The organism is Pseudomonas sp. GW821-FHT01E05 (assembly GCF_059422425.1).
In genome coordinates this window covers 1-26,512 of the sequence record NZ_JBWKWW010000002.1, presented here as the reverse complement: position 1 = coordinate 26,512, position 26,512 = coordinate 1, and the positions used below count along the sequence as shown (strand labels likewise).

At 58.6% G+C, this 26,512-nt stretch carries 26 protein-coding genes, 2 tRNA genes and 3 pseudogenes; 23 read left to right on the top strand and 8 right to left on the bottom strand.

The window, feature by feature from the left end:
- Positions 1-62 precede the first annotated feature (62 nt).
- On the bottom strand, positions 63-404 hold the full coding sequence (locus AC07W5_RS03685) for a zinc ribbon domain-containing protein YjdM (protein ID WP_494993602.1): 342 nt from the start codon (positions 402-404) through the stop codon (positions 63-65).
- Positions 405-540: 136 nt separating this feature from the next.
- Positions 541-1,509 carry a polyprenyl synthetase family protein gene (locus AC07W5_RS03680; protein WP_494993603.1) on the bottom strand — a complete coding sequence of 323 codons (969 nt, stop codon included), beginning with the start codon at positions 1,507-1,509 and terminating at the stop codon, positions 541-543.
- A 241-nt stretch (positions 1,510-1,750) separates the two neighbouring features.
- On the opposite strand from AC07W5_RS03680, the gene rplU reads away from it, so the two are divergent.
- The 5 genes from rplU to AC07W5_RS03655 all read left to right on the top strand — a co-directional run bounded on the left by rplU (position 1,751) and on the right by AC07W5_RS03655 (position 5,594).
- A complete protein-coding gene (gene rplU, locus AC07W5_RS03675; protein ID WP_003443915.1) occupies positions 1,751-2,065 on the top strand; it encodes a 50S ribosomal protein L21 in 315 nt (104 codons plus the stop codon).
- 35 nt (positions 2,066-2,100) lie between these two features.
- A complete protein-coding gene (gene rpmA / locus AC07W5_RS03670; protein ID WP_150641122.1) occupies positions 2,101-2,376 on the top strand; it encodes a 50S ribosomal protein L27 in 276 nt (91 codons plus the stop codon).
- Between the two features lie 195 nt (positions 2,377-2,571).
- Positions 2,572-3,795 (top strand): Obg family GTPase CgtA, encoded by a 1,224-nt coding sequence (cgtA, locus tag AC07W5_RS03665; protein ID WP_494993604.1) that lies wholly within the window; start codon positions 2,572-2,574, stop codon positions 3,793-3,795.
- Positions 3,796-4,002: 207 nt separating this feature from the next.
- A complete protein-coding gene (gene proB / locus AC07W5_RS03660; protein WP_494993632.1) occupies positions 4,003-5,121 on the top strand; it encodes a glutamate 5-kinase in 1,119 nt (372 codons plus the stop codon).
- Between the two features lie 11 nt (positions 5,122-5,132).
- Entirely contained in the window at positions 5,133-5,594 is a 462-nt protein-coding gene (locus tag AC07W5_RS03655) for a CreA family protein (RefSeq protein WP_494993605.1), read from the top strand.
- 172 nt (positions 5,595-5,766) lie between these two features.
- Here the strand turns inward: AC07W5_RS03655 and rpsT are convergent, their stop codons facing one another.
- On the bottom strand, positions 5,767-6,045 hold the full coding sequence (rpsT, locus tag AC07W5_RS03650; RefSeq protein ID WP_003215870.1) for a 30S ribosomal protein S20: 279 nt from the start codon (positions 6,043-6,045) through the stop codon (positions 5,767-5,769).
- A 252-nt stretch (positions 6,046-6,297) separates the two neighbouring features.
- Between rpsT and murJ the strand changes: the two genes are divergently transcribed.
- From murJ to ispH, 6 genes are all read left to right on the top strand, one after another.
- A complete protein-coding gene (murJ, locus tag AC07W5_RS03645) occupies positions 6,298-7,836 on the top strand; it encodes a murein biosynthesis integral membrane protein MurJ (protein ID WP_494993606.1) in 1,539 nt (512 codons plus the stop codon).
- Positions 7,837-7,965: 129 nt separating this feature from the next.
- Positions 7,966-8,904: a bifunctional riboflavin kinase/FAD synthetase gene (ribF, locus tag AC07W5_RS03640; protein ID WP_495011315.1), complete on the top strand. Its 939-nt coding sequence runs from the start codon at positions 7,966-7,968 to the stop codon at positions 8,902-8,904.
- Positions 8,905-8,917: 13 nt separating this feature from the next.
- Complete coding sequence (ileS, locus tag AC07W5_RS03635; RefSeq protein ID WP_494993608.1) at positions 8,918-11,749, top strand: isoleucine--tRNA ligase; 2,832 nt, start codon at positions 8,918-8,920, stop codon at positions 11,747-11,749.
- Positions 11,742-12,254 (top strand): signal peptidase II, encoded by a 513-nt coding sequence (lspA, locus tag AC07W5_RS03630; RefSeq protein ID WP_494993609.1) that lies wholly within the window; start codon positions 11,742-11,744, stop codon positions 12,252-12,254. The genes ileS and lspA overlap by 8 nt, the downstream gene beginning before the upstream one ends.
- A 7-nt stretch (positions 12,255-12,261) precedes the next feature.
- Positions 12,262-12,699, top strand: coding sequence for an FKBP-type peptidyl-prolyl cis-trans isomerase (fkpB, locus tag AC07W5_RS03625; protein ID WP_494993633.1), 438 nt, complete (start codon positions 12,262-12,264; stop codon positions 12,697-12,699).
- 70 nt (positions 12,700-12,769) lie between these two features.
- A complete protein-coding gene (gene ispH / locus AC07W5_RS03620; RefSeq protein WP_494993610.1) occupies positions 12,770-13,717 on the top strand; it encodes a 4-hydroxy-3-methylbut-2-enyl diphosphate reductase in 948 nt (315 codons plus the stop codon).
- Here ispH and AC07W5_RS03615 read toward each other — a convergent pair.
- Entirely contained in the window at positions 13,694-14,245 is a 552-nt protein-coding gene (locus AC07W5_RS03615; protein ID WP_495022800.1) for a GspH/FimT family pseudopilin, read from the bottom strand. The two genes, ispH and AC07W5_RS03615, sit on opposite strands and share 24 nt — an antisense overlap.
- Positions 14,246-14,354: 109 nt before the next feature.
- On the opposite strand from AC07W5_RS03615, the pseudogene AC07W5_RS03610 reads away from it, so the two are divergent.
- From AC07W5_RS03610 to thiO, 7 genes and pseudogenes are all read left to right on the top strand, one after another.
- Positions 14,355-14,618 (top strand): annotated as a pseudogene (locus AC07W5_RS03610) (hypothetical protein); the annotation flags it as partial.
- On the top strand, positions 14,572-15,039 hold the full coding sequence (gene pilV, locus AC07W5_RS03605; RefSeq protein ID WP_494993612.1) for a type IV pilus modification protein PilV: 468 nt from the start codon (positions 14,572-14,574) through the stop codon (positions 15,037-15,039). The pseudogene AC07W5_RS03610 and the gene pilV, both read left to right, overlap by 47 nt.
- Positions 15,036-15,743: a PilW family protein gene (locus AC07W5_RS03600; RefSeq protein ID WP_494993613.1), complete on the top strand. Its 708-nt coding sequence runs from the start codon at positions 15,036-15,038 to the stop codon at positions 15,741-15,743. Before pilV ends, AC07W5_RS03600 begins: the two co-directional genes overlap by 4 nt.
- A 12-nt stretch (positions 15,744-15,755) precedes the next feature.
- Positions 15,756-16,232 carry a pilus assembly PilX family protein gene (locus AC07W5_RS03595; RefSeq protein ID WP_495022799.1) on the top strand — a complete coding sequence of 159 codons (477 nt, stop codon included), beginning with the start codon at positions 15,756-15,758 and terminating at the stop codon, positions 16,230-16,232.
- A gap of 124 nt (positions 16,233-16,356) precedes the next feature.
- A pseudogene (locus AC07W5_RS03590) lies at positions 16,357-16,695 on the top strand (pilus assembly protein); the annotation flags it as partial.
- 13 nt (positions 16,696-16,708) lie between these two features.
- Positions 16,709-17,110: a type IV pilin protein gene (locus tag AC07W5_RS03585; protein WP_495022798.1), complete on the top strand. Its 402-nt coding sequence runs from the start codon at positions 16,709-16,711 to the stop codon at positions 17,108-17,110.
- Between the two features lie 55 nt (positions 17,111-17,165).
- Positions 17,166-18,266 (top strand): glycine oxidase ThiO, encoded by a 1,101-nt coding sequence (gene thiO / locus AC07W5_RS03580; RefSeq protein ID WP_494993616.1) that lies wholly within the window; start codon positions 17,166-17,168, stop codon positions 18,264-18,266.
- 89 nt (positions 18,267-18,355) lie between these two features.
- On the opposite strand, the gene AC07W5_RS03575 is transcribed toward thiO, so the two are convergent.
- From AC07W5_RS03575 to AC07W5_RS03560, 4 genes and pseudogenes are all read right to left on the bottom strand, one after another.
- On the bottom strand, positions 18,356-19,696 hold the full coding sequence (locus AC07W5_RS03575) for a sigma-54-dependent transcriptional regulator (protein WP_495022797.1): 1,341 nt from the start codon (positions 19,694-19,696) through the stop codon (positions 18,356-18,358).
- A 2-nt stretch (positions 19,697-19,698) separates the two neighbouring features.
- A pseudogene (locus tag AC07W5_RS03570) lies at positions 19,699-20,094 on the bottom strand (ATP-binding protein); the annotation flags it as partial.
- A gap of 56 nt (positions 20,095-20,150) precedes the next feature.
- Positions 20,151-20,384, bottom strand: coding sequence for a PP0621 family protein (locus tag AC07W5_RS03565; protein ID WP_494993618.1), 234 nt, complete (start codon positions 20,382-20,384; stop codon positions 20,151-20,153).
- A 111-nt stretch (positions 20,385-20,495) separates the two neighbouring features.
- Positions 20,496-21,518, bottom strand: coding sequence for an outer membrane protein assembly factor BamD (locus AC07W5_RS03560; RefSeq protein ID WP_495011321.1), 1,023 nt, complete (start codon positions 21,516-21,518; stop codon positions 20,496-20,498).
- A 150-nt stretch (positions 21,519-21,668) separates the two neighbouring features.
- Between AC07W5_RS03560 and rluD the strand changes: the two genes are divergently transcribed.
- The 5 genes from rluD to AC07W5_RS03535 all read left to right on the top strand — a co-directional run bounded on the left by rluD (position 21,669) and on the right by AC07W5_RS03535 (position 26,511).
- Positions 21,669-22,631 carry a 23S rRNA pseudouridine(1911/1915/1917) synthase RluD gene (gene rluD, locus AC07W5_RS03555; protein ID WP_489070717.1) on the top strand — a complete coding sequence of 321 codons (963 nt, stop codon included), beginning with the start codon at positions 21,669-21,671 and terminating at the stop codon, positions 22,629-22,631.
- The gene (gene pgeF, locus AC07W5_RS03550; RefSeq protein WP_495022796.1) at positions 22,628-23,353 is read left to right on the top strand and encodes a peptidoglycan editing factor PgeF; all 726 of its coding nucleotides are present in this window, start codon (positions 22,628-22,630) and stop codon (positions 23,351-23,353) included. The genes rluD and pgeF overlap by 4 nt, the downstream gene beginning before the upstream one ends.
- Positions 23,354-23,485: 132 nt before the next feature.
- Entirely contained in the window at positions 23,486-26,050 is a 2,565-nt protein-coding gene (gene clpB, locus AC07W5_RS03545) for an ATP-dependent chaperone ClpB (RefSeq protein WP_494993621.1), read from the top strand.
- Positions 26,051-26,349: 299 nt separating this feature from the next.
- Positions 26,350-26,425 (top strand) — tRNA-Asn (locus AC07W5_RS03540).
- 9 nt (positions 26,426-26,434) lie between these two features.
- Positions 26,435-26,511 (top strand) — tRNA-Pro (locus AC07W5_RS03535).
- Position 26,512 lies beyond the last annotated feature (1 nt).

Sequence of the window (26,512 nt, the reverse complement as noted above, 5' to 3'; positions counted from 1 at the left end):
GGGGGGGGCAGGGGGAGGGGGAAGCGCCATCCCGCACAAGGCGCGGGATGGAAGCGGCAGGCTCAGACCTTTCTGACGAACTCGGACTTGAGCTTCATCGGGCCGATGCCGTCGATCTTGCAGTCGATGTCGTGGTCGCCATCGCACAGGCGGATGTTCTTGACCTTGGTGCCGACCTTGACCACCAGTGACGTGCCTTTGACCTTGAGGTCCTTGATCACGGTGATGGTGTCGCCATCTTGCAGGACATTGCCGACCGAGTCCTTTTTAACGGATTCGTCGGACGTAGCCTCGGCTTCGCCGCTAGCGGACCACTCGTGGGCACATTCCGGGCAGATCAGATGGGCGCCGTCTTCATAGGTGTATTCGGAATTGCATTTCGGGCAGGGTGGCAACGTGCTCACTAAGGCTCCTTGGATTCAGGATGGCTAAAAAGCGCACATTATATAGGGTTTTGGTGGGGAGGGTGGAGGGCGGTGTTACGCGCTGCTGTAGCAGCGGCTGCGTCGGGTCGCGAAGCGACCCTTGGCGGTCTTGGTCTTAGTGCGTGCGGGCGACTGCGAACTCGCTCAGTTCGACCAGTGCATCACGGTATTCGCTGGCTGGCAGCGCTTCGAGGCAAGTGATGGCGCGCGCGACGTAATCGCGGGCCAGTTGTGCGGTGTAGTCCAGAGAGCCGGAGGCTTCCACGGCAGCGCGGATGCTTTCGAGGTCCTCGATACCACCTTTCTGGATCGCCTGGCGTACCAGTGCAGCTTGCTCGGCAGTGCCTTCGCGCATGGTGTAGATCAGCGGCAGGGTTGGTTTGCCTTCGGCCAGATCGTCACCGACGTTCTTGCCCAGGGTTTCGGCATCGCCGCGGTAATCCAGCAGGTCATCAACCAGTTGGAAGGCCACGCCAAGGTGATCGCCAAAGGTGCGCAGCGCTTCAGCCTGTTCAGGCGTGGCGTCGGCCAGGACTGCGGCACTGTGGGTCGAGGCCTCGAAGAGCATTGCGGTCTTGCCGCGGATGACTTCCATGTAGGTTTCTTCGGTGGTGCTGGCGTCACGAACCTTCGACAACTGCAACACTTCGCCTTCAGCGATGATTCGCGTGGCTTGCGAAAGGATCTTCATCACTGGCATCGAGCCCAGTTCGACCATCATCTCGAAGGAGCGCGAGTACAGGAAGTCGCCAACCAGCACGCTCGGGGCATTGCCCCACATGGCATTGGCGGTCGAGCGGCCACGGCGCATGCCTGACATGTCGACCACGTCGTCGTGAAGCAGGGTGGCGGTGTGCAGGAACTCGATGGTCGCGGCGAGCAGGCGCATGTCATCGCCTTCGCGACCCAGGGCCTTGCCACACAGCAACACCAATAAAGGGCGCAGGCGTTTACCGCCGGCCGAGGTAATGTAATCGCCGATTTTTGATACCAGCGGCACTCGGGAAGTCAGCTGCTTCTTGATGATGCCGTCGACGGCGCTAAAATCGTCCGCCACCGCGCGGTAGAAAGCTTGGGGTTGCATCAGCGACAGGTGCTCCAGAAGGGTTGCGCGGCATGCTAGGACTCAGGTCCGCAGGTGTCAAGGCGCTATACTCAGCCACTTGCATCGCCTTCCCCGCTTGCGTACAATCGCGCACCCTGAACTTCCTGGGCAGCACCTGCCTTACGCAATTGCATCTGGGCCGTTCCAGCCTCATGCAGCCATGCCAGCCAATACCTCTTCTTATAAAGAGCTGGGTGAGCAGGATTATCGGAGAAATACCATGTCTTATGCAGTAATCGTTACTGGTGGCAAGCAATACAAGGTCGCCCCAGGTGAATACCTGAAGATCGAAAAACTGGAAATCGCTACCGGCGAATCCGTTACTTTTGATCGCGTTCTGTTGGTTGCCAATGGCGACGACGTGAATATCGGTGCTCCAGTTGTTCCTGGCGCTACCGTTGTGGCTGAAGTGATCTCCCAAGGTCGTCACGATAAAATCCGCATCATCAAGTTCCGTCGCCGTAAGCACCACATGAAGCGTATGGGCCACCGCCAGTGGTACACCGAGATCAAAATCACCGGTATTCAGGCTTAATTTCAGCCTAATTCCTCACTAGGAGAATTGAACTCATGGCACACAAAAAAGCTGGTGGTAGTACCCGTAACGGTCGCGACTCAGAAGCCAAACGCCTTGGCGTGAAGATGTATGGCGGCCAGGTTATCATTCCGGGCAACATCATCGTGCGTCAGCGCGGCACCCAATTCCACGCCGGTTACGGTGTTGGCATGGGTAAGGATCACACTCTCTTCGCTAAAATCGAAGGCGTGATCAAGTTCCAGGTTAAGGGCGCCTTCGGTCGCCGTTACGTGAGCATCGTCCCGAAGACTGAAGTCGTCGCGGCGTAATTGCGTAGTTGCTGGAAAAGCCCTGTCTTGCGACGGGGCTTTTTCGTTTGTGGGGTGAGTCTCTTGCAAAACTGTTTGTATGGGCTGCTGGCGCTGGATTGTGCGGTCGTTGATTGAGGTCGCTGCGCTCATTTTTGCAAGAGTCTTATGTCTTAGTGTTTTTCGGCTCGTCCGTATGGCGAGAGGCGTTTTGTTATGAAGTTTGTTGATGAAGTTTCGATTCGAGTAAAAGCTGGCGACGGCGGCAATGGTTGCATGAGTTTCCGTCGGGAAAAATTCATCGAAAACGGTGGTCCGAACGGTGGTGATGGTGGTGATGGCGGCTCGGTCTTCATGATCGCCGACGAAAACCTCAACACCCTGGTGGACTATCGTTACACCCGGCACTTCGATGCCGAGCGTGGCGCCAACGGCGGCAGCACTGACTGCACCGGTAAAAAAGGCGAAGAGCTGGTGCTTCGGGTTCCGGTCGGTACCACCGTCATCGACTCTGCTACGCAAGAAGTCATTGGCGACCTGACCAAGGCCGGCCAGCGTCTGCTTGTGGCTCATGGCGGCTGGCACGGTCTGGGCAACACCCGTTTCAAATCCAGTACCAACCGCGCGCCGCGCCAGACTACGCCGGGCAAGCCGGGCGAGCAGCGTGATCTCAAGCTGGAAATGAAGGTGTTGGCTGACGTCGGCCTGCTGGGTTTGCCGAACGCCGGCAAAAGTACCTTTATCCGTTCGGTCTCGGCGGCCAAGCCGAAAGTTGCCGATTATCCGTTTACCACGCTGGTGCCAAACCTGGGTGTGGTCAGCGTCGATCGCTGGAAGAGCTTCGTCATTGCGGACATTCCGGGGCTGATCGAAGGGGCTTCCGACGGTGCGGGCCTGGGGATTCGCTTCCTCAAGCACTTGTCGCGTACCCGTCTGTTGTTGCACCTCGTCGACATGGCGCCGCTGGATGAAACCAGTGCTCCAGACGCTGCTGAAGTCATCGTTAGCGAGTTGACCAAGTTCAGCCCGTCCCTGGCTGAGCGTGATCGCTGGTTGGTGCTGAACAAGTGCGACCAGATTCTTGAGGAAGAGCATGAGGCTCGGGTCAAGGAGATCGTTGATCGTCTGGAGTGGACTGGTCCGGTCTATGTGATCTCGGCCATCGCTAAAGAAGGTACCGAGCGCCTGACGCGCGACATCATGCGTTATCTGGAGGATCGTGCCGATCGTCTGGCTAACGACCCGGTCTACAGGGAAGAGCTGGCCGAGCTTGATCAGAGCATCGAAGATGAAGCCCGTGCCCAGTTGCAGGCCCTGGATGACCAGCGCGCCCTGCGTCGCAGCGGTGTGAAGTCGGTCCACGACATCGGCGATGATGACTGGGATGAAGAAGATGTGGATGATGAAGATGGTCCGGAAATCATTTACGTTCGTGACTGATTCATTTGTGGCAGCCTCGCCCTTGCAGGAGTGAGGCTTGTCGGCAATGACGGTTTATCTGGTGGGGTGCGGTGTTATCATCGCTCGCAAGCCAGTTTCCAAGGCGCCGCTCTTTAGAGCGGCGTTTTGGTGTCTGTAAAACGCAAATACGAATAATCGCATGGGTGGCGCTGGGTCGCGCCGCTCGCCGGCAAAGGTTGGAAGATGATGCGGAGCAAGGTGACAGGTGCGCAGCGTTGGGTCGTGAAGATTGGCAGCGCTTTGCTGACGGCTGACGGCAAAGGGCTGGATCGCGCGGCAATGGGTGTCTGGGTTGAGCAGATGGTCGCGTTGCATGAGGCGGGTGTCGAGCTGGTGCTGGTGTCCTCGGGGGCGGTGGCGGCGGGTATGAGTCGCCTTGGCTGGACTGCACGACCCAGTGCGATGCATGAGTTGCAGGCCGCTGCCGCCATTGGTCAGATGGGGCTGGTGCAGGCCTGGGAGTCGAGCTTTGCCAAGCATGGCCGGCACACAGCGCAAATTCTCCTGACTCACGATGACTTGTCCGACCGCAAGCGTTACCTCAATGCCCGCAGTACCTTGCGCGCGCTGGTTGAGCTCAAGGTCATTCCGGTGATCAACGAGAACGACACGGTGGTCACCGACGAAATCCGTTTCGGAGACAACGATACCCTGGCGGCGCTGGTGGCCAACCTGGTCGAGGCTGATCTGCTGGTGATTCTCACGGATCGTGACGGCATGTTCGATGCTGATCCGCGTAACAACCCCGATGCCAAGCTGATTTACGAGGCGCGTGCCGATGATCCGGCGCTGGACGCGGTCGCGGGCGGCACCGGCGGTGCACTGGGTCGTGGCGGCATGCAGACAAAGTTGCGGGCGGCACGTCTGGCGGCGCGTTCGGGGGCTCACACGATCATCGTGGGTGGGCGTCTGGAGCGGGTGCTGGACCGTTTGAAGGCGGGCGAGCGCATCGGCACCTTGCTGTCACCTGAGCGTGGCATGCTGGCGGCACGCAAGCAATGGCTGGCCGGGCATTTGCAGACTCGCGGCACGCTGGTGCTGGACGAAGGGGCGGTATCGGCGTTGTCTCAAGGCAACAAAAGCTTGCTGCCGGTCGGCGTGAAGCTGGTTCAGGGTAGCTTCCGTCGCGGTGAGATGGTGGTGTGCGTGGCGCCGGATGGTCGTGAGATCGCTCGTGGTCTGGCCAACTACAGTGCGCTTGAGGCGCAAAAAATCATCGGTCAATCGTCTGAGGCGATTGTCGGTTTGTTGGGTTACATGGCGGAGCCGGAGCTGGTTCACCGCGATAACCTGATTCTGGTTTAAGGAAAACGCGTATGCGCATGGCAAAAGGGTTGTTGGGGCTGCTGTTGGCGATGCCGCTGCTGGCTTCGGCGGAAGAAATCGGACAGGTATCGACCGTGTTCAAATTCGTCGGGCCGAATGATCGTATCGTCGTCGAGGCTTTCGATGATCCGAAGGTCGATGGCGTGACTTGCTACCTGTCGCGCGCCAAGACTGGTGGTGTGAAGGGTGGGTTGGGATTGGCTGAGGATCGGTCGGAGGCGTCCATCGCTTGTCGTCAGGTCGGGCCGATCAGCTTCAAGGGTGAGCTCAAGGATGGAGAAGAGGTGTTCAAGGAGCGCACGTCCCTGGTGTTCAAGACCATGCAAGTGGTGCGTTTTCTCGACAAGAAGCGCAATACCCTGGTTTATCTGGTCTACAGCGACCGTCTGATCGAGGGCAGTCCGCAGAATGCGGTGACCGCGATTCCGATTCTGCCTTGGGCGCATCAGTGATCTGAGGATTGCTATCGCGGGCAAGCCTCGCTCCTGCAAGGTGTGCGATCCGTAGGGGGCGAGGCTTGCGTGCGAAGGCGATGTCTCGGGCGCTGCATTTCTCGGCTGTCAGGCTCAAATCGCAGGCAATAAAAAACCGACCCTGGGGTCGGTTTTTTAACAAGCGTGTCGCTTAGGCTGCAGCAGCAAGGTTCAGAGCCTTGATGTGGCCATTCAGGCGACCTTTATGGCGAGCAGCTTTGTTCTTGTGGATGATGCCTTTATCGGCCATACGGTCGATAACTGGCACGGCCAGAACGTAAGCAGCTTGCGCTTTTTCAGCGTCTTTTGCGTCGATGGCTTTAACTACATTCTTGATGTAGGTACGAACCATGGAACGCAGGCTGGCGTTGTGGCTGCGACGCTTCTCAGCCTGTTTTGCACGTTTTTTGGCGGAAGGTGTGTTGGCCACCGTCGAGCTCCTCGAAAGACTTTTTAGGAAATAGCAAACAAAATAGGCCGCGAATCATGCCGATGAGTTGAAGTCTTGTCAAGGGCGGGTGATGCGTTCCGCTGAGTGGTAGATGCGGAGCGCCGGGATATTTCTTTCCGGCGTGCGACCTGTAAACTCGCGAGCTTTGGCTCTGTGCTGTTGCGGCGCGGAGTATCGCATATGTGGGCGCTTTGTTCGCCTGCTCTTTATCTACAGGCAAAAACTCTTTCAATGAATCTGCTCAAGTCGTTGGCCGCCGTCAGCTCTATCACGATGCTTTCCCGGGTTCTGGGGTTTGTGCGTGACACCATCATCGCGCGCGCATTTGGCGCAGGGATGGCCACGGATGCGTTCTTTATTGCGTTTAAACTGCCCAATCTGCTGCGGCGAATCTTCGCCGAGGGGGCGTTTTCCCAGGCATTCGTACCGATTCTGGCTGAATACAAAAACCAGCAGGGTGAAGAGGCGACGCGCACTTTTATTGCCTACGTCTCGGGCTTGCTGACGCTGGTGTTGGCGCTGGTCACGGCGCTGGGGATGATTGCTGCGCCCTGGGTGATCTGGGCGACCGCGCCGGGTTTCGCCAATACGCCGGAAAAGTTCGCGCTGACGTCCGATCTGCTGCGGGTGACCTTTCCTTATATATTACTGATCTCCCTGTCTTCGCTGGCCGGGGCGATTCTCAATACCTGGAACCGTTTCTCTGTGCCGGCCTTTGTGCCGACCCTGCTCAACGTCAGCATGATCATCTTTGCGGTGTTCCTGACACCGTACTTCGATCCGCCGGTCATGGCATTGGGCTGGGCAGTCCTGGCCGGCGGTCTGGCGCAGTTGCTGTACCAGCTGCCGCACCTCAAGAAGATCGGCATGCTCGTGTTGCCGCGCCTGAACCTGCGTGATACTGGCGTCTGGCGGGTGATGAAGCAGATGCTACCGGCGATACTCGGGGTTTCGGTGAGCCAGATCTCGTTGATCATCAACACCATCTTCGCCTCGTTCCTGGTGGCGGGCTCGGTGTCGTGGATGTATTACGCTGACCGCTTGATGGAGCTGCCGTCCGGGGTGCTGGGTGTGGCGCTGGGGACAATTCTGCTGCCGACGCTGGCCAAGACCTATGCCAACAAGGATCGCCACGAATACTCGCGGATTCTCGATTGGGGCTTGCGCCTGTGTTTCATGCTGGTGCTGCCGTGCTCTCTGGCGCTGGGGATTCTAGCCGAGCCGCTGACCGTTTCGCTGTTCCAGTATGGCCATTTCAGTGCGTTTGACGCGTTGATGACCCAGCGAGCCTTGATCGCCTATTCGGTGGGGTTGCTCGGGATTATAGTGATCAAGGTGCTGGCTCCCGGTTTTTATGCGCAGCAAAACATCCGTACGCCGGTCAAAATCGCCATCTTCACGCTGATCGTCACGCAGTTGCTCAACCTTGCCTTTATCGGGCCGCTGAAGCATGCGGGCCTGGCGTTGGCCATCAGCGTCGGCGCTTGCATCAATGCCGGTCTGCTGTTTTATCAACTGCGCAAGAAGAAAATGTTTCAGCCGCAACCGGGCTGGGGGAAGTTTGGTCTGAAGCTGGTGGTCGCGGTGGCGGTAATGTCCGCGGTATTGCTGGGTTCGATGCGGTTCATGCCGGCCTGGGATCAGGGGCAAATGCTTGAGCGTTTCCTGCGTCTGGGGGCGTTGGTCGTGGCGGGCGTGGTGGCGTACTTCGGCATGCTGGCGCTGATGGGCTTCCGCCTTCGGGATTTCAATCGCAAGGCGTTGAACTAACGATTTTTCACGGATAAGCGCGGGTCAAACGTCGATTTTATCGGTTCGACCACTTTGGGTTGCGGTGTTGCCTGTCGTCGGCCGCCGGGTGTGGTTATAATCGACCACTTTATAAGCAAGAAGCGTGTTATGCAGCTGGTTCGAGGCCTCCACAATTTGCGCCCCCAGCATCGGGGCTGTGTCGCCACTATTGGCAACTTTGACGGTGTTCATCGTGGTCACCAGGCTATCCTGGCCAGGCTGCGTGAGCGTGCGCTTGAGTTGGGCGTACCCAGCTGTGTGGTGATTTTCGAGCCGCAGCCGCGTGAGTTTTTCGCGCCAGACACGGCTCCAGCCCGCTTGGCGCGATTGCGCGACAAGCTGCAGCTGCTGGCCTGCGAGGGGGTCGACCGGGTCTTGTGCCTGGCCTTCAATCAACGGTTGAGCAAGCTCAGCGCCGCCGAGTTCGTCGATACTATTCTGGTCGATGGCCTTGGAGTGCAGCATCTGGAGGTCGGTGACGACTTCCGTTTCGGCTGCGACCGGGCAGGGGATTTCGATTTTCTGCAACAGGCCGGGATCGTTCAGGGTTTTACCGTCGAAGCGGCGCAGACCGTTGAACTGGACGGTATACGTGTCAGTAGCACCCAGGTACGCAATGCCTTGGCCGCTGCTGATTTTGCTTTGGCCGAGCGTCTGCTCGGTCGTCCGTTCCAGATTGCCGGGCGGATACTGCATGGGCAGAAGCTGGCGCGCCAATTGGGCACGCCAACGGCCAATGTGCAACTCAAACGCCGTCGCGTGCCACTGACCGGGGTTTATCTGGTAAGTGTCGAAATCGACGGTCAACCCTGGCCCGGTGTCGCTAATATAGGCGTTCGGCCAACGGTTGCAGGTGATGGCAAAGCCCACCTGGAAGTCCATCTTTTAGATTTTGCCGGCGATCTGTATGACCGGCGTTTGACGGTGGTTTTCCACCACAAGCTGCGCGAAGAGCAGCGTTTTGCCTCTCTGGAGGCGCTTAAGACGGCGATCAATGCGGATGTCGCCGCCGCCCGTGCCTATGCCGCACCTAGCGCCAATCGCTAATGAAGAGCCTTAAATGACCGACTATAAAGCCACGTTAAACCTTCCGGACACCGCCTTCCCGATGAAGGCCGGCCTGCCTCAGCGCGAACCGCAGATTCTGCAGCGCTGGGACAGCATTGGCCTGTACCAGAAGTTGCGTGAGATTGGTAAGGATCGTCCGAAGTTCGTTCTGCACGACGGTCCTCCGTACGCCAACGGCACTATTCATATCGGTCATGCGCTGAACAAAATTCTCAAGGACATGATCATCCGCTCGAAAACCCTTTCGGGTTTCGACGCGCCTTATGTTCCGGGCTGGGACTGCCATGGCCTGCCGATCGAACACAAAATCGAAGTGACTCACGGCAAGAACCTGTCCGCGGACGAAACCCGCGAGCTGTGCCGTGCCTACGCCACCGAGCAGATCGAAGGGCAGAAGTCCGAGTTCATCCGCCTCGGCGTGCTCGGCGACTTCGCCAACCCCTACAAAACCATGGATTTTGCCAACGAGGCTGGAGAAATCCGTGCGCTGGCGGAAATGGTCAAGGGCGGTTTCGTGTTCAAGGGGCTCAAGCCCGTGAACTGGTGTTTTGACTGCGGCTCGGCGTTGGCTGAAGCGGAAGTCGAGTATCAGGACAAAAAGTCCTCGACCATCGACGTAGCCTTCCCGATCGTTGACGAAGCCCAACTGGCGACCGCTTTCGGCGTTGCTGCCCTGAGCAAGCCAACTTCGATCGTGATCTGGACCACTACCCCGTGGACCATCCCGGCCAACCAGGCGCTGAACGTTCACCCGGAGTTCGAGTACGCCCTGGTCGATGTCGGCGACAAGCTGCTGGTGCTGGCTGAAGAGCTGGTCGAATCCTGCCTGGCTCGCTACAACCTGCAAGGTTCGGTGATCTCCACCGTTCCAGGCGCGGCACTGGAGCTGATCAATTTCCGTCACCCGTTCTACGATCGTCTGTCGCCGGTTTACCTGGCCGACTACGTCGAACTGGGCGCAGGCACCGGCGTGGTTCACTCCGCGCCAGCCTACGGTGAAGACGACTTCGTGACCTGCAAGCGTTACGGCATGGTCAACGACGACATCCTCACGCCAGTGCAGAGTAACGGCGTGTATGCCCCTTCGCTGGAGTTCTTTGGCGGCCAGTTCATCTGGAAAGCCAACCCGGCCATCGTCGACAAACTCGCTGAAGTCGGTGCATTGCTGAACACCGAAACCATCAGCCACAGCTACATGCACTGCTGGCGGCACAAGACCCCGCTGATCTACCGCGCTACCGCGCAGTGGTTCGTCGGCATGGACAAACAGCCGGCTACCGGCGAGACCCTGCGCAAGCGTGCGATCAAGGCCATCGAAGACACCACGTTCGTTCCGGCCTGGGGCCAGGCGCGTCTGCACTCGATGATTGCCAACCGTCCGGACTGGTGCATCTCCCGTCAGCGTAACTGGGGCGTGCCGATTCCGTTCTTCCTGAACAAGGAAAGCGGTGAATTGCACCCACGTACCGTCGAACTGATGGAAGAAGTTGCCAAACGCGTCGAAGTGGAAGGTATCGAAGCCTGGTTCAAGATGGACGCTGCCGAGCTGCTCGGTGACGAAGCAGCGCTTTACGACAAGATCAGCGATACCCTCGACGTCTGGTTCGACTCGGGCACCACTCACTGGCACGTGCTGCGTGGTTCGCACTCGATAGGCCACGAGAGCGGTCCGCGTGCCGATCTGTACCTGGAAGGCTCTGACCAGCACCGCGGCTGGTTCCACTCGTCGTTGTTGACCGGTTGTGCCATCGACAATCACGCGCCGTACCGCGAGTTGCTGACCCACGGTTTCACTGTCGACGAGAGTGGCCGCAAAATGTCCAAGTCCTTGGGCAACGTGATCGCGCCGCAGAAGGTCAACGACACCCTGGGCGCCGACATCATGCGTCTGTGGGTAGCATCCACTGACTATTCGGGCGAGATCGCGGTTTCCGAGCAAATCCTGCAACGCAGTGCGGACGCCTACCGGCGGATCCGTAACACCGCGCGTTTCCTGCTCTCGAACCTGACCGGTTTCAACCCGGCCACCGACATCCTGCCGGCTGAAGAAATGCTTGCGCTGGACCGTTGGGCGGTGGATCGCACATTGTTGCTGCAACGCGAGTTGCAAGAGCATTACGGCGAGTACCGTTTCTGGAACGTTTACTCGAAAGTGCACAACTTCTGCGTGCAGGAGCTGGGCGGTTTCTACCTGGATATCATCAAGGACCGTCAGTACACCACTGGCACCGACAGCAAGGCCCGGCGCTCCTGCCAGACCGCGTTGTTCCACATCAGCGAAGCGCTGGTGCGCTGGATCGCACCGATTCTGGCCTTCACCGCCGACGAGCTGTGGCAGTACCTGCCGGGCGAGCGTAACGAATCGGTCATGCTCAACACCTGGTACGAAGGCCTCAGTGAGTTGCCGGAAGGCTTCGAGTTGGACCGCGCCTACTGGGAGCGGATCATGGCGGTCAAGGTCGCGGTCAACAAAGAACTGGAAAACCAGCGTGCGGCCAAGGCCGTTGGCGGCAACCTGCAGGCTGAAGTGACGCTGTTCGCCGAGGAGTCGCTGTCGGCCGACCTGGCCAGGCTGAGCAACGAACTGCGCTTCGTCCTGATCACCTCGACCGCCAGCGTTGCACCATTGGTGCAAGCGCCGGCCGATGCAGTGGAAACCGAAGTGGCTGGCCTCAAGCTGAAAGTGGTCAAGTCCTCTTTCGCCAAGTGCGCCCGTTGCTGGCATTGCCGCGAGGACGTCGGGATCAATCCCGAGCATCCGGAAATCTGCGGTCGCTGCGTCGACAACATCAGCGGTGCTGGCGAGGTTCGTCACTATGCCTAACGCTGCTAGCCGTTTCGGACGGCTGAGCTGGCTCTGGTTGAGCGTGCTGGTACTGGTCATTGACCAGGCCAGCAAGTTCTACTTCGCAGGCTCGCTGACGATGTACCAGCAAATTGTGGTGATCCCGGATTACTTCAGCTGGACGTTGGCCTACAACACCGGTGCAGCGTTCAGTTTCCTGGCTGATAGCTCCGGCTGGCAACGCTGGCTGTTCGCTTTGATCGCGATCGTGGTCAGTGCGGTGCTGGTGATCTGGCTCAAGCGTCTGGGGCGCAACGAAACCTGGCTGGCGATTGCGCTGGCGCTGGTTCTTGGCGGTGCTCTGGGCAACCTGTACGACCGCATTGCCTTGGGCCATGTGATCGATTTCATTTTGGTGCATTGGCAGAATCGCTGGTATTTCCCGGCATTCAACTTTGCCGACAGCGCCATCAGTGTTGGTGCGGTAATGCTGGCGCTGGATATGTTCAAAAGTAAAAAGACTGGAGAAACCGTTCATGACTGAACAGTTATTGGCTGAGCAACGCATCGGCCAGAACACGGAAGTCACCTTGCATTTCGCATTGCGCCTGGAGAACGGCGACACCGTCGACAGCACCTTCGACAAGGCCCCGGCGACCTTCAAGGTCGGTGACGGCAACCTGCTGCCGGGTTTCGAAGTGGCGTTGTTCGGCTTCAAGGCTGGCGACAAGCGCAACCTGCAGATCCTGCCGGAAAACGCTTTCGGTCAGCCAAACCCGCAAAACGTGCAGATCATCCCGCGTTCGCAGTTCCAGGATATGGAGCTGTCCGAAGGCTTGCTGGTGATTTTCAATGATGCGGCGAATACCGAGCTGCCCGGTGTGGTCAAAGCGTTCGATGATGCCCAGGTGACCATCGACTTCAACCACCCGCTGGCTGGCAAGACGTTGACCTTTGACGTCGAGATCATTGAAGTCAAAGCGCTTTAAAGGCAGCGCGAACAACCGCGAAGCGGTTGCAATGAACTAACTTCTTGCGCACACAGCCACGAGGCACAGTATGCAAATCAAACTCGCCAACCCCCGTGGCTTCTGCGCCGGTGTAGACCGGGCGATCGAAATCGTCAATCGCGCCCTGGAAGTCTTCGGACCGCCAATCTATGTGCGCCACGAAGTGGTCCACAACAAATTTGTCGTCGAAGACCTGCGCGCTCGCGGAGCGATCTTCGTCGAAGAACTGGATCAGGTGCCGGACGACGTCATCGTGATCTTCAGCGCCCACGGTGTTTCCCAGGCAGTGCGTACCGAAGCGGCAGGCCGTGGCCTGAAAGTCTTCGATGCGACCTGTCCGTTGGTGACCAAGGTTCACATTGAAGTCGCGCGTTACAGCCGCGACGGTCGCGAGTGCATCCTTATCGGCCACGCCGGTCACCCGGAAGTCGAAGGCACCATGGGCCAGTACGACAGCAGCAGTGGCGGGGCGATCTACCTGGTAGAAGATGAAAAAGACGTCGCCGCGTTGCAAGTGCGCAATCCAGAGAACCTGGCGTTCGTGACCCAGACCACCTTGTCCATGGATGACACCAGTCGCGTCATCGACGCACTGCGCAGTCGTTTCCCGGCCATTGGCGGTCCACGCAAGGACGACATCTGCTACGCCACGCAAAACCGTCAGGACGCGGTCAAGCAACTGGCGGACGAGTGCGATGTGGTGTTGGTAGTCGGCAGTCCGAACAGCTCCAACTCCAACCGCCTGCGCGAACTGGCCGAGCGCATGGCCACCCCGGCCTATCTGATCGACGGTGCTGAAGACCTGCAGCTCAGCTGGTTCGATGGCGTCGAGCGGATTGGCATCACCGCCGGCGCTTCAGCACCGGAAGTGCTGGTGCGCGGCGTGATTCAGCAATTGCAGGCCTGGGGCGCAACCGGTGCCGATGAGCTGGCCGGTCGCGAGGAGAACATCACCTTCTCCATGCCTAAAGAACTACGTGTTCGCTCGCTGCTGTGAGGTGTCACCCTCGCACAGCTTCTGCTCGGTCTTATCGCTGCGCAGACTGATGCGGCCAGTCTTGGCCAGCACCACTTGATGGTGACTGATACCTTGGTCCGTGGCACAAACATACATGGTCCCGGCGCGAAAGGCGCCGCCTGACCCTGACAGCAACGCTTCGCCCAAGCCGGTGAAACGAACATAGTTCTTCACCGGTCCATTTCCGACAATCGTCACCTGCCCGCTTTCCTGGCGCTCAAGCAGCACCGGGTTATCGCTGTCCTTATGACCCTTGCCACTGATATCCAGAATGATTCGCCAACCCTGGCTCCAGTCGTCGTCCACTGCATGGATGACGATGATCTGGTTGCGCAGGATGGCTTCTGTACGGGCATTGCGCAGGCCACTTACGAGCGTTTGAGCAGCATTCTCTCGGTGCATCGACTCGATCAGTCCCTTGAATGGCGGGCTGGCAAGTTGCAGGAGGAGGGCGGTAATGGCCAGTCCTGCGAGCAGTTCAATCAGACTGAAACCTTTCTGAGGCATAGCGTCTCCCTCCATGGAGATGGTGTGAGCATGCGCGATCCGTGCGCGGGTCCTGGCAAATCAACCTACATCCCGTCGATGAATGATCCAGGTTGTAGGGTTAGTTATAGCCGATGACAGTGTCTGGACTGCGCAGCTTTCGGTTTACGACGGTACCGGCAACCCGGCGAATGTATTGCCGGTTGTGCCAGCCATGAGCAGCGACGCGACGTTGACGCTAACCTTCGGGGTATCCAGCATCGATTTCAACAATCTGCGCAGGTTGTCGATGCCAGCCACAGCTGTGGTCATCAATTATGTGTCGCAAGCGCAAACAAGGACGATGAATGACGGTATCGGGAACGCGTGCACAGGACGGCATGACACTGATTGAAGTATTGGTTGCGGTATTGATCCTCGGCGTAGGGTTGTTGGGCGCGGCGGCAATTCAGTTGAATGCGCTGAAATACACTGACAGTTCGCTGATGACCAGCCAGGCCAGTTTTATCGCCTATGACATGCTGGACCGCATTCGGGCCAACTCCGGCGCCGATTACAGCGTCACGCCTCCCGGCTCGAGCAACCTGAATGTCGCCCGGGATCAGGACCTCTACGACTTCACTACCAACATCATCAATTTTGGCGGGCCGACGGCGACCGGGAGCGTTACGGTGAACCAGCGAGTGTTCACAATCACCATCAACTGGGACGATTCACGCGCTGGCACAGCGGCCAACCCCGGTCAGAGCAGCCCCCCTCAGCGAAGTTTTGTCCTGACCAGCCGCGTCGCCGCCGACCCTGCGGTGACGCCGTGAACAGGTTGCTCAGAGGTTTCGGCCTGATCGAGATGATGGTGGCGTTGGCGTTGAGTCTGATCGTGGTGCTGGGTGTTGCGCAGATATTCATTTCGGCGAAAAACACCTACGTCAGCCAGAACGCCTCAGCCAACATGCAGGAGGATGCGCGTTTCGTCCTGAGCAAAATGCTCCAGGAAATACGTATGGTCGGCATGTTCGGTTGCCTTGGGGCGATCACCGATTCGAGCTCGGCCTCGGACTTCGCTGCCAGCTCGGTAACGCCCATCAGCTGGGACAATGCCAATCTCAAGTTGACACTGGTGACCGCCGACGTCGGCAACAACGGCGGTGCGCCGATCTGGACTGTAATCTCCGACTGTCGAAACAGCGCAACGGCCTATTCCGGCGCTCATGCGGCCCCGACCGGGCAGTTGGCGTTCCCGATCCGCCGATTGACCTACACCTTCAGCAACAATCAATTGTGGGTGGCCATTGGCACCCAGGCCAGCCAGGTGCTGGTGAACAACGTCAGCGCTTTCGGCGTGACCTTCGGGGTCGCCAGTACAGCCACTGATATCGCAGCTTCCAGCTACACCAGCAACCCCTCCGATCCGGCGCGTATACGCAGTGTGCGCTTGACCTTGACCCTGACGGACCCGAACAGCCGCGTACGCAACCAGACCTATAACGTGGTTGCCGCTTTGCGCAACCGGTTGCTGTAGGGCGCGGTGCCAATGAGTATTCCTCGAATGACGGCACGGTCCGAGCGCGGCATGGCACTGCTGGTCAGCCTGGTGTTTCTCTTGCTGTTGACGCTAATCGGCGTTTCATCGATGCAGAACGCGACCTTGCAAGAAAAAATGGCCGGCAGCGTAATTCTGCGCAATCAGTCGTTTCAACTGGCCGAAGCCGCATTGCGGATCGGTGAAAGCGCCGTGCAGCAGAACGCCTACTCACTATCGGTTTGCACGGGAACTCGGTGCGCGCCGCCTGCCGAATCGTCGGTGGTGGCTGCCGCCGGCCTCAATTCCTCCTCAGGGGTGAACTGGATCGCCGCCGGTGACGGCTTTTATGGGGTGCAGAACATCGGCACGACAATGACCGCCGTCAATGTCCCAGGCAACACCTGCGCTACGCTGTATCGGGTCACGGCGGTCGGGCGGGTGGGTAACTCGCGCAGCGTGCTGGAGAGTATTTATGCGAAGTATTGAGGCCCGCGCAGGCCGGCGACGTTGGTTGCTGCAGTTGTTCTGCGGCACTGTGTCGAGTCTGTACCTGGCGGCGCCGACTTACGCCGTCGAGCCCTCGGACTCACCGCTTTTGCTCGACAGCATCCAGGTCAACCCAGTGTTGGGGCACATAGTATTGACCAGTACGGGCGTGGATACGGCGGACCGCTGTTCCAGCGTCGGCGCCGGTAAACTGGTCGAGCTGGATGCGTTCAGCGGTAAGATGCTCAACTGTGCAGTACTCGATACCAACGGTGATGGGGGGATCGACAGCACGGATACACTGTCCAGTGGCGTGATCTTTAGTGGCGGTATTCCAGTACCGATCGCGATCATCGACGACGCGACCGGCAAGATAGTGAACGATTCCAGAGGTGGTATTTCCACGCTGGTAGAAAAACCGGGCGGTGCAAGCCGACGGATCATGTGGCGACAAATACAGTAAGTGAGATGTAGGCATGCGTAGATTCAACCAAGGTTTCACCCTGATCGAAATAATGATCGTAATCGCGATCATCGGGATTGTGGTGACCATCGGCTACCCGGCAATTACCGAATACGTGAAGAAAACCCACCGCACCGAAATCGCCGGGCTGCTCTCCGAGCAGGCACAGAACCTGGAGCGGTTCTATTCAAAGAGCAATGTGTACACCAACGCCACCGGCCTCAGCGTGGGCAACGACTACTACACCATCACCCCGACGCTGACCGATCAGGCCTTCTCGCTGACAGCGGCACGTAAAAGCGGATCAATGATGGAGAGTGACAAGTGTGGGGATTTCACCATCACCAACACCGGCGTCAGAACCATTACCAATGCGGCTAGCGGCCTGACCACCAAAGATTGCTGGGGTCGTTGAGTCCATTTTTCAGGCGTCCTTTGCGCCCTTTGTCTTTTTATTGTTGGATCAGAAGATGGCCAAGCAACAGCAAGTGGTGATTGTCGGCGGTGGGGTTATTGGCCTGCTGACGGCGTTTAATCTGGCTTCTGAAGTGCAGAGTGTGGTCCTGCTGGATCGCTCGAATGTGGGGCAGGAGTCGTCCTGGGCTGGCGGCGGGATTGTTTCGCCGCTGTACCCGTGGCGCTACAGTCCGGCGGTCACTGCGCTGGCCCATTGGTCGCAGGATTTTTATCCACAGCTCGCCGAGCGCCTGTTTGTAACGACCGGTATTGATCCGCAGGTGCACAAGACCGGTCTGTACTGGCTTGATCTGGATGATGAGGCCGAGGCACTGGCCTGGGCCGTGAGGGAAAACCGCCCGCTGAGCAAGGTGGATATTTCGGTTGCGCACGATGCAGTGCCCGTACTGGGCGCCGGGTTCTCGCGGGCGCTCTACATGGCGGATGTGGCCAACGTGCGTAATCCGCGATTGGTAAAGTCGCTCAAGGCCGCGTTGCTGGCATTGCCGAATGTCACGATTCATGAGCAATGCGAAGTCAGCGGTTTTGTTCGCCAGGGCGAGAGGGTCGTCGGCGTACAAACGTCAGCGGGCGAGATTCATGCGGATCAGGTGGTGCTATCGGCGGGGGCCTGGAGCGGTGAGTTGTTGCAAAGCCTTGGGCTGGAATTACCGGTCGAGCCGGTAAAGGGTCAGATGATCCTCTACAAATGCGCGTCTGACTTCCTCTCGAGTATGGTCCTGGCCAAAGGTCGGTATGCGATTCCGCGCCGTGACGGCCATGTGCTGATCGGCAGTACGCTGGAGCATGAAGGCTTTGACAAAACTCCCACTCAGTCCGCCCTGGAAAGCCTGAAGGCCTCGGCCATCGAATTGATTCCAGCGTTGGTGGATGCCGAAGTGGTGGGGCATTGGGCGGGGCTCCGGCCGGGTTCGCCAGAGGGCATTCCCTATATTGGTAAGGTTCCGGGGTTTGAAGGGTTGTGGCTCAACTGTGGGCATTACCGAAATGGCCTGGTGCTGGCGCCGGCCTCCTGCCAGTTGTTCGCCGACTTGATGCTTGGCCGCGAGCCGGTCATTGATCCCGCGCCGTATGCCCCGGCAGGGCGCATTTAGCGGGGATTGGGTTCGGTTATTCATTGTGGCGAGGTAAGCTCCTTCACCACAATGAATCGCCTGAGGGATGCTCTCGCAAGAGTCCCTGCTCAATCCAGCCCTAGTTTCTTCAAGCGATAGCGCATCGAACGAAACGACAGATTCAGACGCCGAGCTGCTGCCGTGCGGTTCCAGCGGTTCTCTTTGAGGGCCTGGAGAATCAATTTGCGTTCGACGTTTTCCAGGTAGTTTTCCAGGTTGTCGATGTGCGCCAGATCCGGTTCACCGGGTTCGGCTGTGCAACTGCCTTCTGCCAGACGCAGGTCACCCGCTTCGATCTGTTTGTTTTCGCAGAGGGTATGCGCACGTTCAAGCACGTTCTCCAGTTCGCGCACATTGCCCGGGAAGCGATAGCTTTTGAGCGCGTCCAGGGCTTGCGGGTGCAGCTGCGCCGCCGGCAAGCCGCTGTCCGCGGCCAGTCGCTTGAGGACGTTGCTGGCCAACGGCTCAATATCGTCGCGTCGCTCGCGCAGTGGCGGCACCCGCAGTTCGATCACATTCAACCGATAATAAAGATCCTGACGAAAGCGTTCAGCGGCGACTTCGGCGTCCAGATCCTTATGCGTGGCACACAAAATGCGCACCTGGACCACGACTTCCTGTTGCCCTCCGACGCTGCGAATGGCTTTCTCCTGAATCGCCCGCAACAGTTTGACCTGCATCGCCAAAGGCAGGTCGGCCACTTCGTCAAGGAACAGCGTGCCACCGTTGGCTGCCTGAAACAGCCCGGGTTTGTCTTCGATTGCGCCGCTGAAGCTGCCTTTGCGATGGCCGAAGAATTCGCTCTCCATCAGTTCTGACGGAATCGCGCCACAGTTGACTGGCACGAATGGTCGGCTGGCACGCGGGCCTTGCTCATGAATCAGCCTGGCCACCAGCTCCTTGCCACTACCAGATTCTCCGCTGATGTACACCGGTGCCTTGCTGCGAGCCAGTTTATCAATGTGTTTGCGCAGGCTGCGCATTGGCAAAGAGTCGCCGAGCAGACGGCTGTCGATGGACGGAGACTGGCTACCCGTAGCAGGCAGGCGAAGGGCGCTTGCCACCAGCTCCCGCAGGCGGCTCAGGTCCACCGGTTTGGTCAAAAAGTCGAAGGCGCCGGCTTTCAGGGCGTTGATCGCCGTTTCCAGGCTGCCATAGGCGGTGATCATCGCCACCGGAGTCTGCGGGTAACGCTGCTGGATGTGCTGCACCAGTTCCAGCCCGGTGCCGTCGGGCAAACGCATGTCGGTCAGGCATAGATCGAAAGGTTCCTGAGCCAGCCAGCGACGAGCTTCGCTGGCATTGCGGGCACTTTGGGTGTCGAGCTTCATCCGGCCTAAAGTGATTTCCAGGAGTTCGCGAATATCCTGCTCGTCATCGACGATCAGGACTTTTTGCCGTGGGCCCATATTCAACTCTGTTTTCGTCCGTGAGCAAAGGTGATGCAAAAGCAATCGCCGCCTTGGCGTGATTCGAAGTCTAGGCTGGCCTGGTTGCTTTCGCACAGCTCGCGGGACAGATAGAGACCCAGGCCAGTGCCCTGGATATCTGTGGTGAAGAAGGGGTCGAACAAATGCACCCGATGTTCATCGTCCACACCGGGGCCGTTATCCAGCATTTACGGGGTCGGCAGCTCGTTTTCGGGTTCGATGAACAACTTCAGCCGGACCTCGGCGTGTTCGTGAGACTTGGCGTTGTGGCGAAATGCATTTTGTCGCAAGTTGTTTAGTTCTTGGGGCCGTTGATTCGGGTCCATCAAGGTGTCGAAAGAACCCGTACCGATCTGCAGATAAATCTGTTTGATGTCAGCCAATGTGAGGCTGAAGACTTCAACGGGCCTGTTTGCCGCCGGGACTTAAGGTTTCAGCGGTCACGTGAATCCGGGCCTTGCTCCAGGTGCGCCTGGCTGCAATACCACTGTTGTTGAAGACGTAACGCACGGTCGCGGGGCAAATGCACACCGCAGTGGGCACAGCGGACCATAGGCGGCGCGCTTTGCTCACTGGGCGTATTGGTCGCAGAAGTTGAGTGCTTGATCTTGCGCCAGAACCATACCGCAGCAGCAATCAGAGCGATCCAGAACAGTAAACGAACCATGGTGACCAGCTTTTCGACGAATGATCCGGCAGTTTAGCCAAGGACAAGACAAGCGCACAGCGCAATAAAAAAGGGAGACTCGAAAGTCTCCCTTTTGGCACCACGCTGGCGTCAGTCGAACACGCCGAAGGTCATACGGCTGAACCACGAACGGTCGCCCTTGTTACCTTCCGCTTCGTGTTGTTCTTCTTTGACGGCGTCACCGTTTGCATCTTTAGGCTTGAGATCGGCCGGGATCGCGTCTTTGGCATCCTGGAACTGCCTCATCACATCCTGGTTGGCGCGGGTTTCGCCCGGCGGCAGCGGCGGACGGGATTCGATCAGGCCCAGGGTTACTTTGCTCAGCCACGAACGGTTGTCCGCTTCGGCAACCCGCGGTACGAACTGACCGCCCACCAGCGTCGGGTGGTTCGGGTAGTTGAGCTTCAGGGTTTCCAGGCTGGTATTGGCCAGTTCGTCCAGGTGCAGACGCTGGTAGGACTCGACCATCACCGCCAGGCCGTCACCGACCGAAGGGGTTTCCTGGAAGTTTTCCACTACATAACGACCGCGGTTGGCAGCGGCTACATAGGCCTGACGGGTCAGGTAGTAGTCGGCCACATGGATCTCGTAGGCCGCCAGCAGGTTGCGCAGGTAAATCATGCGCTGCTTGGCATCCGGCGCGTAGCGGCTGTTCGGGTAACGGCTGGTGAGTTGCGCGAACTCGTTGTAAGAGTCTCGAGCGGCACCCGGGTCACGCTTGGTCATGTCCAGAGGCAGAAAACGCGCCAGTAGGCCGACATCTTGGTCAAAGGAGGTCAAACCCTTCAGGTAGTACGCATAATCCACGTTCGGATGTTGCGGGTGCAGTCGGATGAAACGCTCGGCGGCGGACTTGGCAGCTTCGGGCTCGGCGTTCTTGTAGTTAGCGTAGATAAGCTCAAGTTGAGCCTGATCAGCGTAGCGACCGAATGGATAGCGTGACTCCAGAGCCTTCAGCTTGGCTGTGGCGCTGGTGTAGCTGTGGTTGTCCAGGTCGGCCTGCGCCTGCTGGTACAGCTCGACCTCGCTCAGGTTTTCGTCGACGACTTCCTTCGATGAGCAAGCAGCGGTCAATGCGAGGATGGCGATCAGCAGCAGGTGTTTCACTTGCATGGCGGCTTGCGTCCCTATGACGGCCGCTGTCTTGGGCGTGGCCGTCCTGTTATGATGAACGCCCCGTTGTAAGCCACGGGGCAAAAGACGCCGTATTTAACCACAAGCGCGCAGCCGAAACCAAAGGCTGTGCCGACGCCTAGTCTGAGCATGTCCGATAAAATTGAACTTCGCGCAGAGGTGCCGTCCGAATTGGGCGGCCAACGCCTCGATCAAGTCGCCGCACAATTATTCGCTGAGCACTCGCGCTCGCGCCTTTCCGCCTGGATCAAAGACGGCCGCCTGACTGTGGATGGAGCGGTTATCCGCCCGCGAGACATTGTCCATGGTGGCGCCATTCTTGAGCTGACTGCCGAGCAGGAAGCCCAAGGAGAATGGATCGCTCAAGACATCAAGCTCGATATCGTCTATGAAGACGACGACATCCTGGTAATCAACAAGCCTGCGGGCCTGGTGGTGCACCCGGCTGCCGGTCATGCTGATGGCACTTTGCTCAACGCCTTGCTGCACCACGTGCCGGACATTATCAATGTGCCGCGCGCCGGTATCGTGCACCGTCTCGACAAGGACACCACCGGTCTGATGGTGGTGGCCAAGACGATTCAGGCGCAGACCCAGCTGGTCACCCAGTTGCAGAGCCGCAGCGTCAGCCGGATCTACGAGTGCATCGTGATCGGTGTGGTCACCGCCGGCGGCAAGATCAACGCGCCGATCGGTCGTCACGGCCAGCAGCGTCAGCGCATGGCGGTGATGGAAGGCGGCAAGCAGGCGGTCAGTCATTACCGCGTACTCGAGCGTTTCCGCTCCCACACTCACGTGCGGGTCAAGCTGGAAACCGGTCGTACGCACCAGATTCGCGTGCACATGGCCCACATCAACTTCCCGTTGGTCGGAGACCCTGCCTACGGCGGACGTTTCCGCATCCCGCCGGCCGCTAGCTTGACCATGGTCGAATCGCTGAAAACGTTCCCGCGTCAGGCACTGCACGCGCGTTTCCTTGAGTTGGACCATCCGACCACCGGTAAACGGATGAGCTGGGAATCACCACTGCCGGACGACTTCGTCTGGTTGCTGTCACTGCTCAAGCAGGACCGCGAGGCGTTCATCGGATGACGAATTGGTTGATTCCTGACTGGCCTGCGCCGGCCGGGGTGAAAGCCTGCGTCACCACTCGGGCGGGCGGCGTCAGTCTGGCGCCGTTCGACAGCCTCAACCTGGGCGACCATGTCGAGGACAGCCCTGCGGCTGTTGCCGAGAATCGCCGTCGTCTGACTGAACACTTCTCTATTGAGCCGGTCTGGCTGCAGCAAGTTCATGGCGTTGCCGTGGCTCATGCAGATCCCGGTCTGGTCGCAACCGCTGACGCCAGTTGGTCCGCGACACCGGGCATCGCCTGTACGGTGATGACAGCGGACTGCCTGCCTGCGTTGTTCTGTGACCGCGCCGGCACTCGTGTCGCAGCGGCCCATGCCGGGTGGCGCGGGCTGGCGGCTGGCGTGCTTGAAGCCACGCTGGACAGTCTTGCCGTGCCACCTTCCGAGGTACTGGTCTGGTTGGGGCCGGCCATCGGCCCGCAAGCGTTTGAAGTCGGTCCGGAAGTTCGCGAGGCCTTTGTCCAGCAACTTCCCGAAGCGGATCAGGCCTTTGTCCCGAGTCACAACACCGGCAAGTTCATGGCCGACATCTATCTGCTGGCGCGCCTGCGTCTGGCAGCTTGCGGCGTTACGGCCGTGTACGGCGGCGGTTTCTGTACGGTGACCGATCCACGCTTCTATTCTTACCGCCGCAGTCCTCGCACCGGTCGGTTTGCCTCCCTTGTCTGGCTCGAACGCTAGACTCTCCTGACCTGCGTCAACCCTGCGTCGCTTGAATCTTCCAGAATCGACCGCATCTTGTGGGGTATCTGGCAGGTTTTCTTCATTAAGGTGTGTCCATCGCTCCGGCCTGCCCAACTAGGAAGGTGACTCATGCGTATAGACCGTTTAACCAGCAAATTACAGTTAGCCTTATCCGATGCCCAATCTCTGGCAGTCGGCCTCGATCATCCGGGCATTGAACCTGCGCACCTGATGCACGCGCTGCTTGAACAGCAGGGTGGCTCGATCAAGCCGTTGCTGATGCAAGTGGGCTTTGACGTCAACAGTCTGCGCAAAGAGTTGAGCAAAGAGCTCGACCATCTACCAAAAATCCAGAACCCTACCGGCGACGTCAACATGTCGCAGGATCTGGCGCGCCTGCTCAATCAGGCGGATCGCCTGGCGCAGCAAAAAGGCGACCAATTCATTTCCAGCGAACTGGTGTTGCTCGCGGCAATGGACGAGAACAGCAAGCTCGGCAAGTTGCTGCTCGGCCAAGGCGTCAGCAAGAAAGCACTGGAGAATGCGATCAACAATCTGCGTGGCGGCGAAGCGGTCAATGACGCCAACGTTGAGGAATCGCGCCAGGCCCTGGACAAATACACTATCGACCTGACCAAGCGCGCCGAAGAAGGCAAGCTTGACCCGGTAATCGGCCGTGACGACGAAATTCGCCGGACCATTCAGGTGCTGCAACGGCGTACCAAGAACAACCCGGTCTTGATCGGTGAGCCAGGCGTGGGTAAAACCGCCATCGCCGAGGGCCTGGCCCAGCGGATCATCAACGGCGAAGTGCCTGATGGCCTAAAAGGCAAGCGCCTGCTGTCGTTGGATATGGGTTCGCTGATCGCGGGTGCCAAGTACCGTGGTGAGTTCGAAGAGCGCCTGAAGTCGTTGCTCAACGAGCTGTCGAAGCAGGAAGGGCAGATCATCCTGTTCATCGACGAGCTGCACACCATGGTGGGCGCCGGTAAGGGCGAAGGCTCGATGGATGCAGGCAATATGCTCAAGCCGGCGCTGGCGCGAGGCGAGTTGCATTGCGTTGGCGCGACTACTCTCAATGAATACCGCCAATACATAGAGAAGGACGCTGCGCTCGAGCGGCGTTTCCAGAAAGTATTGGTAGACGAACCGAGCGAAGAAGACACCATTGCGATCCTGCGCGGTTTGAAGGAGCGTTACGAAGTCCACCACAAGGTGGCGATCACCGACGGCGCAATCATCGCCGCGGCCAAGCTGAGTCATCGTTACATCACCGATCGCCAGCTGCCGGACAAGGCCATCGACCTGATCGACGAAGCGGCCAGCCGTATACGTATGGAGATCGACTCCAAGCCAGAAGTGCTCGATCGCCTGGAGCGCCGTTTGATTCAGCTTAAGGTTGAATCCCAGGCGCTGAAGAAGGAAGACGACGAAGCCGCGATCAAACGCCTGGAGAAGTTGCAGGGGGAAATTGTCCGGCTGGAGCGTGAGTATTCGGATCTGGAAGAAATCTGGACCTCGGAAAAAGCCGAAGTGCACGGCTCGGCGCAGATTCAGCAGAAAATCGAACAATCCCGTCAGGAGCTGGAAGCTGCCCGTCGCAAAGGTGATCTCAACCGTATGGCCGAGCTGCAATACGGGGTGATCCCGGACCTGGAGCGCAGCCTGCAGATGGTCGATCAGCACGGCAAAAGCGAAAATCAGTTGCTGCGCAACAAAGTGACCGAAGAAGAGATCGCTGAAGTCGTTTCGAAGTGGACCGGTATTCCGGTATCGAAAATGCTCGAAGGTGAGCGCGACAAGCTGTTGAAGATGGAAAGCTTGTTGCACCAGCGCGTTATCGGTCAGGACGAGGCCGTGGTGGCGGTAGCCAACGCGGTGCGGCGTTCTCGTGCCGGGTTGTCCGATCCGAACCGTCCAAGTGGCTCGTTTATGTTCCTGGGCCCTACCGGTGTGGGTAAAACCGAGCTTTGCAAGGCACTGGCCGAATTCCTTTTCGATACCGAAGAGGCGATGGTGCGCATCGATATGTCCGAGTTCATGGAGAAACACTCTGTGGCGCGGCTGATTGGTGCCCCTCCGGGCTACGTAGGCTATGAGGAGGGCGGCTACCTGACTGAGGCGGTGCGTCGCAAACCCTATTCGGTGATCCTCCTGGACGAGGTTGAGAAGGCCCACCCGGACGTGTTCAACGTGCTGCTGCAAGTCCTGGAAGATGGCCGGTTGACTGACAGCCACGGGCGGACCGTGGATTTTCGCAATACGGTGATCGTGATGACCTCCAACCTGGGCTCGGTGCAGATTCAGGAGTTGGTGGGTGATCGTGAAGCGCAGCGGGCTGCGGTGATGGATGCGGTGTCTACCCACTTCCGTCCGGAGTTCATCAACCGGATCGATGAAGTCGTGATCTTCGAGCCTTTGGCCCGGGATCAGATTGCTGGCATCACCGAAATCCAGCTGGGCCGTCTGCGTAGCCGTCTGGCTGAGCGTGAGCTGAAACTGGAGCTCAACAGCGAGGCGCTGGATAAGCTGATCGCGGTGGGTTACGACCCGGTATACGGCGCACGACCGCTCAAACGAGCGATTCAGCGCTGGATCGAGAACCCGTTGGCGCAGTTGATCCTTTCGGGGCGGTTTATGCCTGGGGCCAGCATAAAGGGGACTGTGGAGAACGACGAGATCGTTTTCGCCTGATCATCCGCTACGCTGCTATAGAAGAGGCCTCGCACTGCGAGGCCTTTTTTTTCGATAGGGCGTTGAACTGTAAGACAAAGGCTTGTAAAGTGCGCCCCGCAGTATGTCAGCCCAGCGGTTTCTTCTCCCCAAGGAGAAATCTGAAAAAAGTCGCAAATCATTGTCTTAAAAGCATTTTAAAGGGTTGACAGGGGTTTTTAAGATTGTAGAATAGCGCGCCTCAGACACACGAACGCAGCGATGCGAACATGTAGAAGAGAGTGAAGTACGCAGCAAATGTTGTAATTGAAATATGTAGTTCCGTGATAGCTCAGTCGGTAGAGCAAATGACTGTTAATCATTGGGTCCCAGGTTCGAGTCCTGGTCACGGAGCCAATTTCAAACCGGGGTATAGCGCAGTCCGGTAGCGCGCCTGCTTTGGGAGCAGGATGTCAGGAGTTCGAATCCCCTTACCCCGACCAT

What these genes read in the sequence shown, in the direction of transcription:
- AC07W5_RS03680 (WP_494993603.1), bottom strand. Translation starts at nt 1,509, where the DNA reads ATGCAACCCCAAGCTTTCTACCGCGCGGTGGCGGACGATTTTAGCGCC.
- rplU (WP_003443915.1), top strand. Translation starts at nt 1,751, where the DNA reads ATGTCTTATGCAGTAATCGTTACTGGTGGCAAGCAATACAAGGTCGCC.
- rpmA (WP_150641122.1), top strand. Translation starts at nt 2,101, where the DNA reads ATGGCACACAAAAAAGCTGGTGGTAGTACCCGTAACGGTCGCGACTCA.
- cgtA (WP_494993604.1), top strand. Translation starts at nt 2,572, where the DNA reads ATGAAGTTTGTTGATGAAGTTTCGATTCGAGTAAAAGCTGGCGACGGC.
- proB (WP_494993632.1), top strand. Translation starts at nt 4,003, where the DNA reads ATGCGGAGCAAGGTGACAGGTGCGCAGCGTTGGGTCGTGAAGATTGGC.
- AC07W5_RS03655 (WP_494993605.1), top strand. Translation starts at nt 5,133, where the DNA reads ATGCGCATGGCAAAAGGGTTGTTGGGGCTGCTGTTGGCGATGCCGCTG.
- murJ (WP_494993606.1), top strand. Translation starts at nt 6,298, where the DNA reads ATGAATCTGCTCAAGTCGTTGGCCGCCGTCAGCTCTATCACGATGCTT.
- ribF (WP_495011315.1), top strand. Translation starts at nt 7,966, where the DNA reads ATGCAGCTGGTTCGAGGCCTCCACAATTTGCGCCCCCAGCATCGGGGC.
- ileS (WP_494993608.1), top strand. Translation starts at nt 8,918, where the DNA reads ATGACCGACTATAAAGCCACGTTAAACCTTCCGGACACCGCCTTCCCG.
- lspA (WP_494993609.1), top strand. Translation starts at nt 11,742, where the DNA reads ATGCCTAACGCTGCTAGCCGTTTCGGACGGCTGAGCTGGCTCTGGTTG.
- ispH (WP_494993610.1), top strand. Translation starts at nt 12,770, where the DNA reads ATGCAAATCAAACTCGCCAACCCCCGTGGCTTCTGCGCCGGTGTAGAC.
- AC07W5_RS03615 (WP_495022800.1), bottom strand. Translation starts at nt 14,245, where the DNA reads ATGCCTCAGAAAGGTTTCAGTCTGATTGAACTGCTCGCAGGACTGGCC.
- pilV (WP_494993612.1), top strand. Translation starts at nt 14,572, where the DNA reads ATGACGGTATCGGGAACGCGTGCACAGGACGGCATGACACTGATTGAA.
- AC07W5_RS03595 (WP_495022799.1), top strand. Translation starts at nt 15,756, where the DNA reads ATGAGTATTCCTCGAATGACGGCACGGTCCGAGCGCGGCATGGCACTG.
- AC07W5_RS03585 (WP_495022798.1), top strand. Translation starts at nt 16,709, where the DNA reads ATGCGTAGATTCAACCAAGGTTTCACCCTGATCGAAATAATGATCGTA.
- thiO (WP_494993616.1), top strand. Translation starts at nt 17,166, where the DNA reads ATGGCCAAGCAACAGCAAGTGGTGATTGTCGGCGGTGGGGTTATTGGC.
- AC07W5_RS03575 (WP_495022797.1), bottom strand. Translation starts at nt 19,696, where the DNA reads ATGGGCCCACGGCAAAAAGTCCTGATCGTCGATGACGAGCAGGATATT.
- AC07W5_RS03565 (WP_494993618.1), bottom strand. Translation starts at nt 20,384, where the DNA reads ATGGTTCGTTTACTGTTCTGGATCGCTCTGATTGCTGCTGCGGTATGG.
- AC07W5_RS03560 (WP_495011321.1), bottom strand. Translation starts at nt 21,518, where the DNA reads ATGCAAGTGAAACACCTGCTGCTGATCGCCATCCTCGCATTGACCGCT.
- rluD (WP_489070717.1), top strand. Translation starts at nt 21,669, where the DNA reads ATGTCCGATAAAATTGAACTTCGCGCAGAGGTGCCGTCCGAATTGGGC.
- pgeF (WP_495022796.1), top strand. Translation starts at nt 22,628, where the DNA reads ATGACGAATTGGTTGATTCCTGACTGGCCTGCGCCGGCCGGGGTGAAA.
- clpB (WP_494993621.1), top strand. Translation starts at nt 23,486, where the DNA reads ATGCGTATAGACCGTTTAACCAGCAAATTACAGTTAGCCTTATCCGAT.